General features: G+C 32.3%; 16 protein-coding genes. All 16 read left to right on the top strand.

All coding sequences use genetic code 11. From position 1 onward, the window contains the following. Positions 1-30: 30 nt before the first annotated feature. Positions 31-1041 (top strand): sugar phosphate nucleotidyltransferase, encoded by a 1011-nt coding sequence (locus GYM72_RS07480; protein ID WP_160557065.1) that lies wholly within the window; start codon positions 31-33, stop codon positions 1039-1041. 5 nt (positions 1042-1046) lie between these two features. Beyond that, positions 1047-1841: a DUF4292 domain-containing protein gene (locus tag GYM72_RS07475; protein WP_220263960.1), complete on the top strand. Its 795-nt coding sequence runs from the start codon at positions 1047-1049 to the stop codon at positions 1839-1841. Beyond that, positions 1841-3379 (top strand): murein hydrolase activator EnvC, encoded by a 1539-nt coding sequence (locus tag GYM72_RS07470; protein WP_220263959.1) that lies wholly within the window; start codon positions 1841-1843, stop codon positions 3377-3379. The genes GYM72_RS07475 and GYM72_RS07470 overlap by 1 nt, the downstream gene beginning before the upstream one ends. Before the next feature lie 76 nt (positions 3380-3455). Next, positions 3456-3650 (top strand): twin-arginine translocase TatA/TatE family subunit, encoded by a 195-nt coding sequence (gene tatA, locus GYM72_RS07465; protein WP_160557068.1) that lies wholly within the window; start codon positions 3456-3458, stop codon positions 3648-3650. A gap of 37 nt (positions 3651-3687) precedes the next feature. Further along, complete coding sequence (locus tag GYM72_RS07460; RefSeq protein WP_220263958.1) at positions 3688-4296, top strand: DUF4254 domain-containing protein; 609 nt, start codon at positions 3688-3690, stop codon at positions 4294-4296. Positions 4297-4735: 439 nt separating this feature from the next. Then, positions 4736-5653: a DUF3078 domain-containing protein gene (locus GYM72_RS07455; protein WP_220263957.1), complete on the top strand. Its 918-nt coding sequence runs from the start codon at positions 4736-4738 to the stop codon at positions 5651-5653. 195 nt (positions 5654-5848) lie between these two features. Further along, on the top strand, positions 5849-6769 hold the full coding sequence (locus GYM72_RS07450; RefSeq protein WP_220263956.1) for a PfkB family carbohydrate kinase: 921 nt from the start codon (positions 5849-5851) through the stop codon (positions 6767-6769). 84 nt (positions 6770-6853) lie between these two features. Next, positions 6854-8968: a prolyl oligopeptidase family protein gene (locus GYM72_RS07445; RefSeq protein ID WP_220263955.1), complete on the top strand. Its 2115-nt coding sequence runs from the start codon at positions 6854-6856 to the stop codon at positions 8966-8968. Between the two features lie 468 nt (positions 8969-9436). Next, on the top strand, positions 9437-10060 hold the full coding sequence (gene rplC, locus GYM72_RS07440) for a 50S ribosomal protein L3 (protein WP_055425373.1): 624 nt from the start codon (positions 9437-9439) through the stop codon (positions 10058-10060). Next, complete coding sequence (gene rplD, locus GYM72_RS07435; RefSeq protein ID WP_220263954.1) at positions 10051-10680, top strand: 50S ribosomal protein L4; 630 nt, start codon at positions 10051-10053, stop codon at positions 10678-10680. Before rplC ends, rplD begins: the two co-directional genes overlap by 10 nt. Before the next feature lie 4 nt (positions 10681-10684). Beyond that, the gene (gene rplW, locus GYM72_RS07430) at positions 10685-10975 is read left to right on the top strand and encodes a 50S ribosomal protein L23 (RefSeq protein WP_105298128.1); all 291 of its coding nucleotides are present in this window, start codon (positions 10685-10687) and stop codon (positions 10973-10975) included. A 13-nt stretch (positions 10976-10988) separates the two neighbouring features. Next, positions 10989-11810, top strand: coding sequence for a 50S ribosomal protein L2 (rplB, locus tag GYM72_RS07425; RefSeq protein ID WP_105298127.1), 822 nt, complete (start codon positions 10989-10991; stop codon positions 11808-11810). Between the two features lie 6 nt (positions 11811-11816). Continuing rightward, on the top strand, positions 11817-12095 hold the full coding sequence (gene rpsS, locus GYM72_RS07420; RefSeq protein WP_055425369.1) for a 30S ribosomal protein S19: 279 nt from the start codon (positions 11817-11819) through the stop codon (positions 12093-12095). Between the two features lie 6 nt (positions 12096-12101). After that, positions 12102-12506 carry a 50S ribosomal protein L22 gene (gene rplV, locus GYM72_RS07415; RefSeq protein WP_220263953.1) on the top strand — a complete coding sequence of 135 codons (405 nt, stop codon included), beginning with the start codon at positions 12102-12104 and terminating at the stop codon, positions 12504-12506. Positions 12507-12508: 2 nt separating this feature from the next. Then, a complete protein-coding gene (gene rpsC / locus GYM72_RS07410) occupies positions 12509-13204 on the top strand; it encodes a 30S ribosomal protein S3 (protein WP_055425367.1) in 696 nt (231 codons plus the stop codon). A gap of 19 nt (positions 13205-13223) precedes the next feature. Continuing rightward, entirely contained in the window at positions 13224-13646 is a 423-nt protein-coding gene (gene rplP / locus GYM72_RS07405; protein WP_055425366.1) for a 50S ribosomal protein L16, read from the top strand. Positions 13647-13649 lie beyond the last annotated feature (3 nt).

Genomic DNA, 13649 nt, shown 5'->3' with positions numbered 1-13649 from the left:
ACTTTTTAAGAACATTTTAATTAGATAAATATGAGAATTATTGTTCCAATGGCCGGTAAAGGGTCAAGGTTGAGGCCGCATACATTGACTATTCCAAAACCGTTGATACCTATTGCAGGAAAACCTATCGTTCAAAGATTAGTGGAAGACATCGCTAAAGTAGTGGATGATAAAATAGAAGAAATAGCATTTATAATAGGCGATTTTGGACAAGAAACGGAAAATCAATTGATAGATATTGCTGAAAAATTAGGAGCTAAAGGTACTATCTATCATCAATTATGTCCCTTAGGAACGGCACATGCCATTCATTGTGCGAAAGAAAGTATGAAAGGCCCCATTATAATTGCATTTGCGGATACTTTATTTAAAGCAGATTTTCAATTAGATAAAAATTCAGATGGAGTAATATGGGTTAAAAAAGTGGAAGATCCGAGTGCTTTTGGAGTGGTGAAATTAGATGAATACGGTATTATAAAAGGAATCGTTGAAAAACCGAAAGAGTTTGTCTCCGACTTAGCAATTATCGGTATTTATTATTTCAAGGATGCAGATAAATTAATGAATGAAATAAATTATCTGATTGATAATGATATTAAAGTAGCTAATGAATATCAGCTGACCAATGCTTTAGATATTCTAAGAGATAAAGGTGCTAAATTTACACTTGGAAAAGTAGATGACTGGATGGATTGTGGAAACAAGGATGTAACGGTAGAAACTAATTCTAAAATTTTAAATTATGAAAAAGATGAATTAGCTTTATATCCTGAAAGTGCTAAAATTGAAAACAGTTTAATTATTCCACCGTGTTTCATCGGTGAAAATGTAGAAATAATTAACTCAAAAATAGGTCCCAATGTTTCTTTAGGCAATGGAACTAAAATTAATAAAAGTAATATAGAAAATTCGTTGATACAAGAAAACACTCAAATCAGTCATGGAAATCTTACCAATTCAATGATTGGTAATTCTGCTAAGTATATCGGTGTCTCTCGATCATTAAGCTTAGGTGACTTTAGTGTATTGGAAACTAAATAAAAGATATGAAAAAATTACTGATTCTATTCTTGGCTTCTGCATTGATATTTTCATGTAAAACCCAAAAAGGAATATCCATCAATGAAAAAGAAATTAAGTATGAAAATGCAAGTGTTGAAAATTTAGTTAAAACTATTGCTCAACCTGTCGATTTTACTACTTTAAAGATAAAAGCCAATGCAGATATAGAATCGGGGAATTCATATCCTTCGGTAGCCTTAACCCTATATATCGATAAAGGAAATCAAATTTGGGCTAATGCTTCTTTAATTCTTCCTTTAGCAAGAGCTTCTATTTATCCGGAAGGATTTAAGATGTACGAAAGATTAGGAAAAACATATGTTGATTCAAATTTTGATTATCTAAATAATCTCTTAAAAGTTGATTTTTTAACCTATAAAAATATTGAAGATTTATTGATAGGTAAATTATTTTTTCCTCTAGATATCAACGATTTTAATTTTTCAATTGAGAATAATTTTTACATACTTACTTCCAAAAAAACTATGAAAGTAGGCAGCGGTAAAGATGCAAGAAATTTTTCAAGAAGACTTACCTTCGATTCCAATTCTAATTTAAGACAGATACGTATGGATGATCCATCAAAAAATACGTATTTACAAATAGATTATGATGATTATATAAATATTGAGAATAAAATTTTGCCAAGAAATATTAAAATTTTCATAAAAGGAGAAAAAGAGATTAAAATTACATTGAATTATAATAAATTTGAGTTCGTTAATATGGAAACGCCTTTTGAAATTCCAAAGGGATATTCGCAAAGAAAAATTAATTAATGGCTATTAATAAAAAAATATATACATTTTTCTTTCTTTTACTAACTGTATTTTTCTATAGTCAGTTACCCTATAAGAAAGAAGATCTTCAAAAACAGAGTGCTCAGTTAAAACAAGAGATTGCCGAACTAAACAAGGCTTTGATTTCAAGTAAAAATGAATCGAAAACATCTATTACCTATATTGCGAATCTTAATAAAAAAATCAGCGTACGGGCAAAATTGATCAACACCACACGGAAAGAAGCCAGAGTGTTAGATGAAGAAATATATTTAAATCAATTAGCAGTTAATAAATTAAGAAGAGAATTAAAAAAGCTCAGAGAAGATTATGCAGATGTATTGATACGATCTTACAAAAATAAATCCGTTCAAAATAAGATTTTATTCATATTATCGTCAGAAAACATATCCCAAGCTTTTCGACGCATAAAATATTTACAGAAATATTCGGAATTTCAAGATGAAAAAGTTGCTGAAATTAATGAAAAACAACAGCAAATTTTGCATACCATCGAATTAAGAGAAGCCGCAAAAAAAGAAAAATTAGAGGTTTTGGCTCAACAACAAGCTCAAATCAATCAACTAAACACAGAAAAGAAAGAAAAAGAAATTTTAGTTGAGCGATATATGAAGGAGCAAGGTGATTTAGCCGAAAAAATAAAGCAAAAACAATCACAAAGAAAGGCATTGGAAAGACAGGTTCAAGCGATTATTGCAGAAGAGCTTAGAGTTGTTAAGGCAAAAGAGGCTGAAGAAAGAAGAAAGGCAGAAGAAGCGGAAAGATTACGAAAAAAAACAATAGAAGAAGAACGAGCTAAAAAAGCAATGGAGGCTCATATGGCGGCAGAAAAAATGGCTGCGCAAAAAGCGGCTGCAGCTAAAAAGGCCGCAGAACAAGCCTTAGCCGCTAAATTAGCCGCTGAAAAAGAGGCTAATGATAAAGCAGCCGCAAAAAGGGCGGACGACGCTAGAAAAGCTGCAGAAAAGGCAGCTGCTGAAAAGTCGGCAGCCGAAAAATTAGCATCCCAAAAAGCACAAGATGCAAAAATTGCAGAAGAAAAAGCAGTTGCAAAGAAAAAGTCCTTAAATATTCCTAACATAAATACGAGTGCTTCAGAAACACTGTCTAGAAATTTTGAAGCCAATAAAAACTCACTACCTTGGCCGGTTGCAGGAACAGTGGTTTCCGGATTTGGTAGAACACCACATCCGGTAGTACCGAATATTTATGTAGAGCATCAAGGTGTAGAGATAGCTGCTGCACCGGGTAGTTTGGCTAAATCCGTATTTAACGGATCGGTAAGCAGAATTTTAATAGTTCCCGGAGGAGGCAAGGCAGTATTGATCAGTCATGGAAATTATTTTACCTTATATTCAAACCTTTCAACCGTTATTGTTTCCGTAGGAGACAAAGTAAAAACAGGTCAAGCGTTAGGTAAAATTTACACAGACGATACGAATACCACCCTTTTAGGATTCCAGGTATGGAAAGGCACTGTTCCTCAAAATCCATCCAACTGGTTATCCGGTATGTAAGTTATTTATAGAAAATGTATTATTGAAGTTAAGAATTTTCAAAAATTCATTAACTTTGAAACAAATCAAAAAAATTATGAGATTATTTGAACATCCTATGTCTATAGTAATAATATTGATTGTAGTATTATTATTGTTTGGTGGGAAAAAAATTCCTGAATTGATGAGAGGTTTGGGAACAGGATTGAAGGAGTTTAAAGATGCTACTAAGTCAGATGATGAAAAGAAAAAAGATTCTCAATCATCATCCAATTCCAAAAACGAAAACTAATCACAAATTAATTATTAGTAAAATAATAAATAACAACATGAAATTTACAGAAAAAGCCTGGGAAATATTTAACCAAAGTATTCAGGATTATCATGTAAAAGATGATGTAAACCAGAAAATTAACAACCCATATCCTCAAGATAGCCTTGAACATTTATTGTATTTAAAAAATTGGATTGATACCGTTCAATGGCATTTGGAAGACCTAATTAGAGATGAAAATATTGATCCGATTGAAGCCTTACGATTAAAAAGGTGGATTGATAAATCTAATCAAGAAAGGACTGATCGGGTAGAAAATTTGGATAGCTGGTTTTTAAATAAATATAAAGACGTTCAAATTCTTCCCGATGCAAAAATAAATACGGAAAGTCCGGCTTGGGCGATAGATCGTTTATCGATTTTATCTTTAAAGATATATCATATGAAAGCTGAGGTTGAACGTCCGGATGCGGACCAAGAACACAAAGAAAGCTGTCAGAAAAAATTAGACGTTTTACAACAACAGTATGTGGATTTGTCTACTGCAATAGAAGAACTTTTAGAAGACTACTCAGCCGGGAAAAAGTATATGAAAGTATATAAACAAATGAAGATGTACAATGATGACGAATTAAATCCGGTTCTTTATAAAAGCAAAAAATAAAATTTATCTTTTAGTTAATATAAATTAGTTACATCATATATAGCTGAATAATAACAACAGCTATATATGATATTGCTCTTATAGTTATTTTTATTTTTTTTGCATTCATGTTCATTTTGATTTTACCTCACTATAAAACACTCTCCATTAATATTTCTATGGAATATTTTTGCGACCAATAAATACTTAAAAATTCTCATTTTTTAACTAGATAATTAGTAAGGTTATCAACAATACGCATATTTAATTTTGAATTTAGATAATATACGAATATATTCGTATATTATTTATTTTAATAAACAAGAAACTTACATAACACAAGAAAAACAATATCAATTCAATCCTTTAATTGATAAATAACGAACTAAAATGTAAACTAATACGTAAATTGAATACTTGCTATATTTAACTTTTTTTAAAACCAATAAATCGATCAAGAATGATGAAGAAAATTTTATTATTTTTATCTGTATCCATCCTTTCACATTTTATTTATGCTCAACAATTAGGTACAGAAAATCCTGTTACAGATACGGTAACTGTTCCCAAAAAAACTAAAAATTGGAAAATTAGTGGAGACCATTCACTTATAGTAAATCAAAGTTCATTTTCACATTGGATAGCCGGAGGAACAAATTCTTTTGGAGGATCAGCAAGAATAAAATATTCCTTAGATTACAAAAAAGGAAAAAATATTTTTAAAAATACAATAACCATCGGCTACGGTCAAGTTAACAACAAAAACGATAAGATGAGAAAAACAGATGATATTTTGTTACTTGAATCGATGTATGGACGTAGCATATCTAAGAATTGGTATGCAAGTATAGATATGTCTTTTAAAACACAAATGTTTAACGGATATGATTATTCTGCCCATCCGGATTACACTTCCAAAGACAGAATTTCCTCTTTTATGTCTCCGGGCTATTTAACGTTAGGGATTGGTTTTGAATATAAACCGGATGGAAATTTTCAATTATCATTATTACCCATAACCTCTAAAAATACATTTGTTCTGGACAGAAAATTGCAGAAAAAAGATAATTACGGATTAAAACATGACGGAGATTGTATGTTTATGGAACTTGGGGCAATGGTTACCGCTAAATATAAAGTTGAAATCATGAAAAATGTTGTTTGGGATAATGCTTTGTCTTTATTTACCAATTACTTATCTCATACCGAAAGGGTTGATGTGAATTTTGGAAGTGTTATAGATATGAAAGTCAATAACCACATATCCACGAAACTAACCTTTGACTTAATTTATGATCACGATCAAATAGAAAGAGTTCAAACAAGACAAACATTTGGTATAGGCCTATCCTACGGATTTAAGTCAAAAAATAAATAGCCGTAAGGAGAATAGAATTAGTTGTCGAAAATAAAAATCAACCTGAATGAATTTTAACATATATTAAATAACTATTGAAGTATAGGCATTTAAGTAAAAAAAATTTTTATAAAACAGGATATATTTTACGGTAAAACTTTTCTTATCTTTTACAATAGGTTTATCTTTGTAGACACACAATTTTAATTAAAATAAATGAAATTACTAGCAGTGGGTACCGTAGCATACGATGCCATAGAAACCCCATTTGGGAAAACTGATAAAATTTTAGGCGGAGCTGCCACTTATATAGGTTTGGCTGCTTCCAAGCTGGGAGCAGAAGTTAACCTTGTTTCTGTAATAGGCGGTGATTTTAAACCTGAATATATAGAGGTATTTCATAAAAATTCCATAGGTATTGAAGGAATAAAAAAAATAGAAAACGGAAAAACTTTTTTTTGGTCAGGAAAATATCATATAGATATGAATAATCGAGACACATTAATCACCGAATTAAATGTGTTGGACAATTTTGAGCCAAAAATACCCGATTCTCAGAAAAATTCTGAAATTGTAATGTTAGGAAATTTACATCCCGCCATACAATTATCCGTTTTAGAACAAATGACTGATAAACCAAAATTGGTAATCTTAGATACTATGGACTTCTGGATGAATACCGCTTGGGATTCATTGCTTCAAATTATTTCTAAAGTAGATGTATTAACAGTAAACGATGCAGAAGCCCGACAATTATCGGGGGAATTCAGCTTAGTTAAAGCAGCAAAAAAAATTCAAAGCATGGGTCCTAAGGTAGTGATTATAAAAAAAGGTGAACATGGTGCCTTATTGTTTAATGAAAATAAAATATTTTTTGCTCCCGCTCTGCCTTTAGAAGATGTTTTTGATCCAACGGGTGCCGGAGATACTTTTGCCGGGGGATTTGCAGGCTATATAACCCAAACGGCAGATTTATCCTATGAAAATATGAAAAAAGCCATTATTGTGGGAAGTGCATTAGCTTCTTTCACGGTTGAAAAATTCGGTACAGAGAAATTGCAAGAGTTATCTTCCTTGGAGTATGAAAATAGACTAAATGAATTCAAAAATTTGACCGAATATAATTACAGCTTTTAATATTTTTAACATCCATAATTTTATCTAACCTTTAATTTGTTAATTAAAGGTTTTTTTTAATTTTATAATTATTAATTAGTTTTTATGATAAAACCAAAAATAATTACGTTAAGTTTAGTCTCATGCTTAACCGTAAATGCACAACACATGAAATATCCTAGTACAGAAAAACAATCGGTGTTTGACGAATATTTTGGAGAAAAAGTTCCGGCTCCTTATAGATGGTTGGAAGATGATCAATCTCCTAAAACTCAACAATGGATAAAAACTCAAAATGAGTTGACATTTGAGTATTTACAAAACATACCGTTTAGAAATCAACTAAAAGACCAGCTTAAAAAGCTGTGGAATTATGAAAGAATTTCAGCACCTTTTGAGGAAGGAAACTATACCTATTATTATAAGAATAATGGTTTGCAATCTCAATCGGTGCTTTATAGAAAATTAACTTCCGGAGGAAAAGAAGAGGTATTTTTAGATCCCAATACCTTTTCTAAAGACGGTACATCTTCTTTAGGTGATATTTCTTTCAGTAAAGACGGAAGCCTAGCCGCTTATCAAATATCGGAAGGTGGTTCAGATTGGAGGAAAGTAGTAGTAATAGAAACCCAAACTAAAAAACAGATTGGAGATACATTAACTCACGTTAAATTTTCAAACATAGCTTGGAAATCCAATGAAGGATTTTATTATTCGAGTTATCAAAAGCCGAAAGAAGGAAGTCAATTATCGGGGAAAACAGAACATCATATCTTGTATTTTCATTCCTTAAAGGAATCTCAATCCAAAGACCCGATAATTTTCGGGGGAGAAGAAACACCAAGAAGATATATCAATGCAAAGGTTTCCGAAGATCAACGATATATAATAATCACGGCAGCAAATTCAACATCGGGTAATGAACTATATATTCTGGACACCCAAAATAAAAATAAAATACAACCCATCGTAACCGGTTTTACCAATAATTACGAAGTAATCACTACCGATGGAGATTGGTTATATATTGAAACCAATGAACAGGCACCCAATAAAAAATTGGTAAGATTGAATGTAACACAATTAGGGCAGAAAGAGCCGAAATGGGAAACGATCATACCGGAATCCGAATCAGTCTTACATGTGACCGGTGCTAATAAATATTTTTTTGCTAACTATATTGTTGATGTACATTCTGAAGTGAAGCAATTCGATTTAAATGGTAACTTAATACGAACCTTACCATTACCCGGATTAGGTCAGGCAACAGGCTTTACAGGAAAATCTCATCAAAAAGAAATATATTATTCCTTTACCAGCTACATATATCCATCAACCGTTTTTAAGTTAGATACGGAAAACGGAAAATCAGAGCTGTACAAAAAACCTGAGATAAACTTTGATCCAAATCAATTTGAGAGTAAACAAATTTTTTATACTTCATCAGACGGAACGAAAATACCGATGACAATTACTTATAAAAAAGGGACACAGTTCAATGGGAAAAATCCAACCCTTTTATATGGATATGGAGGATTCGAAATTAGTCTGCTTCCCGTATTTTCTGTAGCGACTGCCGTGTGGTTACAAAATGGAGGAGTCTATGCAGTTGCTAACCTTCGAGGAGGAGGGGAATACGGTAGAAAGTGGCATGACGCTGGAACTCAATTAAAGAAAAAAAATGTATTTGAAGATTTTATAGCCGCCGGTGAATATTTAATATCCAATAAATATACATCTTCAGAATACTTAGCCTTATCGGGAGGGTCCAATGGAGGATTGTTAGTAGGAGCAGTAATGACCATGCGGCCAAATTTAGCCAAAGTTGCCTTACCGGCTGTGGGTGTTCTTGATATGTTACGATATCATACGTTTACCGCCGGAGCCGGGTGGGCGTATGATTATGGAACAGCAGAAGATAATAAAGAAATGTTTACTTATCTTAAATCTTATTCTCCGGTACACAATGTTAAAAAAGGAATTTGCTATCCTGCAACATTACTTACTACCGGAGATCATGATGACCGAGTAGTTCCTTCTCATTCCTATAAATTTGCTGCAGAATTACAAGAAAAACAAAATTGCAAAAATCCGGTTTTAATAAGAATTGAAACAAGGGCCGGACATGGAGCCGGAAAACCTATTGATTTACTTATTGAAGAAACTGCGGATAAATTTGCTTTTGCTTTTCAAAATTTTGGAATTAAAGAGTTAAAATAGATACAAAAAACCAAAAATAACCCCGAGGGATTGCTTTATTTTATAGCAATCCCTTATTTTTTATAGAAAGATTATTATAAGTAATATATATTGTAAAATCAATAGAGTTTTAAAAAAAAATTTATAATTAAATGATTTAAAAAATAGAAAAATTACATTCAATCAAATTATGCAAAATATAGATTATATTTAAATTAAAAGAATTGGAGCTTACCTAATATTGAGAAAAAAAGGAATTACTTGATATGTGAAAAACTTAAAAACACAATAAAGTTATAAGTATTTTGTTCTGAATTAATTTACCAAAAATTGGATGGAATAATGATAAATTTTAAATTAAAATTTTAATCAAGTTAAATCCATTAAAATCAAAATAAAAACTAATTATAAAAAATTTTGAATCAGAATGTTAAATTGTGAAAAAAATTTTTTAATTTTGCAGTCCGAAAAAATATATAAATAGAACAAATGTCAGGTATTATTGGAAAAAAAATTGGCATGACCAGCTTGTTTGACGAGGAAGGTAAAAACATTCCTTGTACTGTTATAGAAGCGGGTCCATGTACAGTTTTACAGGTCAGAACCGAAGAAAAGGACGGCTATTATGCGGTTCAGCTAGGTTTCGATGACAGAAGTGAAAAAAATGTCGGCAAAGCCCTTTTAGGTCACTTCAAAAAAGCAGGTTCAACACCAAAAAGAAAAATGGTGGAGTTTCGTCATGGGTTTGACGGATTGAAAATTGGAGAAGAAGTAAAAGTTGATTTATTTTCAGAAGGAGAATATGTTGACGTTACTGGAACTTCAAAAGGTAAAGGATTCCAAGGGGTGGTTAAAAGACACGGCTTTGGAGGAGTTATGCAAGCAACACACGGTCAGCATAACAGATTAAGAGCTCCGGGTTCTATTGGAGCAGGATCAGATCCATCCAGAGTATTTAAAGGAATGAGAATGGCTGGAAGAATGGGTGGAAATCAAGTGACAGTGCAAAATTTACAGGTTATAAAAGTGGACAATGAAAAAAATCTTTTAATTGTAAAAGGTGCAGTTCCGGGTCCTAAAAATTCATATGTAATTGTAAGAAGATGGAATTAGTAGTACTAGATAGAAGCGGAAAAGAAACCGGAAGAAAGGTTACTTTAGACGAAACAATATTTGGAGTTGAACCAAATACACATGCTGTTTACTTAGAAGTAAAGCAATATTTGGCATCACAGAGACAAGGAACTCATAAATCTAAAGAAAGATCCGAATTAAGTGGATCAACTCGTAAACTTCATCGTCAAAAAGGAACAGGAGGTTCTCGAAAAGGGGATATCAACAACCCTTTGTTCAGAGGTGGAGCAAGAGTATTTGGACCTAGACCAAGAGATTACAGGTTCAAATTAAATAAATCATTAAAAAGAATAGCAAAAAAATCAGTTTTTAGCCAAAAATTAAAAGAAAACAACTTAAAAGTAGTTGAAGACTTAAATTTTGAAGCACCAAAAACAAAAGATTTTACTAAAGTTTTACAAGATTTAGGACTAGCTAACAAAAAAGCTTTGTTTATTTTAGGGCAGTCTAATAAAAATGTATACTTGTCATCACGAAATTTACAAGACGCTAAAGTATTAGGATATAACGAGATAAGTAGTTATGATGTCTTAAAAGCGAATGAAGTGGTTTTGTTTGAAAGCTCAGTAGAAAAAATACAAGAAAATTTAAGAAAATAGAATTATGTCTGTACTCATAAAACCTATTATATCAGAAAAAGCTAACGAAATCGCTGAAAAAAGAAATCGTTATACTTTTTTAGTAAATACTAAAGCGAATAAGTCAGAGATTAAATATGCTGTAGAACAAGCTTACGGAGTTAATGTAGTTGCAGTAAGAACATTAATTTCTGCACCTGTTGTTAAATCAAAATATACAAAAACAGGTCTTCAAGTTGGAAAAACTAATAAATTGAAAAAAGCAATGGTTGACATAAAAGAAGGTCAAACCATTGATGTATTTGGAAATATATAATTTATAAAGAATCATGTCGGTAAGAAAATTAAAACCTATCACCCCCGGACAAAGATTCAGAATTGTTAACAATTTTGAAGAAATCACTACTTCAAAACCAGAAAAATCCTTACTAAGAGGAATTTCTAAATCAGGAGGTAGAAATAATTCCGGAAAAATGACCATGCGTTATACCGGAGGTGGACACAAGAAACGATACAGAGAGATCGATTTCAAGAGAAATAAGTTTGGCATTCCGGCTACTGTAAAATCAGTAGAATATGATCCAAACAGAACTGCATTTATCGCATTATTGGTTTATGCAGACGGTGAAAAACGCTACATTGTGTCTCCTCACGGTATTAAGGTAGGACAAAAAGTCGTTTCAGGAGAGAGTGTTGCTCCTGAAATTGGAAACGCAATGAAATTAAAAAGCATACCTTTAGGTACTGTTATTTCATGTATTGAGTTACGTCCCGGACAAGGAGCAAAAATGGCAAGAAGTGCCGGAACCAGCGCACAACTTATAGCCAGAGACGGTAAATATGCCGTTCTTAAAATGCCTTCCGGAGAAACTCGTATGATTTTAGTTGAATGTATGGCAACAATTGGTTCAGTTTCCAATTCAGATCATCAGTTAATCGTATCTGGTAAAGCAGGTAGAAGCAGATGGTTAGGAAGAAGACCAAGAACAAGGCCGGTAGCAATGAACCCTGTAGATCACCCAATGGGAGGTGGTGAAGGTAGATCAACCGGAGGACATCCAAGATCTAGAAAAGGTATGCCTGCAAAAGGATACAAGACTCGTTCAAAGAAGAAAGAATCGAATCGTTATATTTTACAAAAAAGAAAATAATCTAGTATGGCACGTTCGTTAAAAAAAGGACCTTATATTCACTATAAATTAAACAAGAAAGTTCAAGCAAATATAGAGTCAGGAAAAAAAGTCGTGATTAAAACATGGTCTAGAGCATCAATGATATCTCCGGATTTCGTTGGTCAAACGTTTGCAGTGCATAACGGAAAACAATTTGTACCGGTATATGTAACTGAAAATATGGTTGGACATAAGCTAGGAGAATTTTCACCTACTCGTGTGTTTAGAGGTCATGCAGGAAATAAAAATAAAGGTAACAGATAATAAGCAATGGGTAACAGAAAACAAAATAGTGCAACAGCACGTAAAGAAGCTAAGAAAAATTTAGCAATTGCTCGCTTGAATAATTGTCCTACCTCGCCTAGAAAGATGAGATTAGTAGCAGATATCATTAGAGGCGTTGATGTTGATAAAGCATTATACATATTAAAATATTCAAAAAAAGAAGCTTCAATCAGATTAGAAAAACTTTTATTAAGTGCTATAGCTAATTGGCAAGTTAAAAATGAAGGTAAAGACATCGAAGAAGCTAAACTTTATGTAAAAGAAATTTTTGTTGACGGTGGATCTATGTTAAAAAGATTACGTCCTGCTCCTCAAGGGAGAGGATATAGGGTTAGAAAAAGATCTAATCATGTAACAATTATTCTAGGAAACAAAAACGAAGTAAATTAAGTATGGGACAGAAAACAAATCCAATAGGTAATAGATTAGGAATCATTCGAGGATGGGATTCTAATTGGTATGGTGGAAAAAACTTTGGAGATAAAATAGCAGAAGATTACAAAATCAGAAGATATTTAGAAGCAAGATTATCCAAAGCAGGTGTTTCCAGAATTTACATCGAAAGAACTTTGAAATTAGTTACTATTACCATCACCACAGCAAGACCTGGAATTATCATAGGAAAAGGTGGTCAGGAAGTAGATAAATTAAAAGAAGAGTTAAAAAAGATTACTAAAAAGGAAATTCAAATAAATATTTTTGAAATTAAAAGACCTGAACTGGATGCAAAATTAGTTGCAGAAAGTGTAGCTCGTCAAATTGAAAGCCGTATCTCATATAGAAGAGCTGTTAAAATGGCTATCGCATCTACAATGAGAATGAACGCTGAAGGAATTAAAATTATGATTTCCGGACGTTTAAACGGTGCTGAAATGGCAAGATCAGAATCTTTTAAAGAAGGAAGAATTCCTTTGTCAACTTTCCGTGCTGATATCGATTATTATATTGCTGAAGCTCATACAACTTATGGTCGCTTAGGGGTAAAAGTATGGATTATGAAAGGCGAAGTGTATGGTAAAAGAGAGTTATCTCCGTTAGTAGGTCTTCAGAAAAAGACTCAGAAAAGAAAAGTTAAAGAAAGAAGATAAAAAAATATCTTAGGTAATTATGTTACAACCAAAAAGAACAAAATTCCGTAAACAGCAAAAAGGACGTATGAAAGGTCTTTCTTACAGAGGAAGTAAATTAGCATACGGTACTTTTGGAATTAAAGCGTTAGATTCAGTATTTATTACTGCAAGACAGATAGAAGCTGCACGTATTGCTGCCACTCGATATATGAAAAGAGAAGGACAATTATGGATTAAAATATTCCCGGACAAGCCTATTACTAAAAAACCTGCTGAGGTTCGTATGGGTAAAGGAAAAGGTGCTGTGGAATATTGGGTAGCAAGAGTATCACCGGGAAGAATTTTATTTGAAATAGGGGGAGTTCCTTATGATGTTGCAAAAGAAGCATTACGACTTGCAGCTCAAAAATTACCGGTGAAAACTAAATTTGTTGTTGCTAACGATTTTGTGCAATCATAAATA

Source organism: Apibacter sp. ESL0404 (assembly GCF_019469245.1).
Taxonomy (GTDB): domain Bacteria; phylum Bacteroidota; class Bacteroidia; order Flavobacteriales; family Weeksellaceae; genus Apibacter.
The sequence above is the reverse complement of the archived record's forward strand: the minus strand, read 5'-3'. Positions and strand labels throughout refer to the sequence as shown.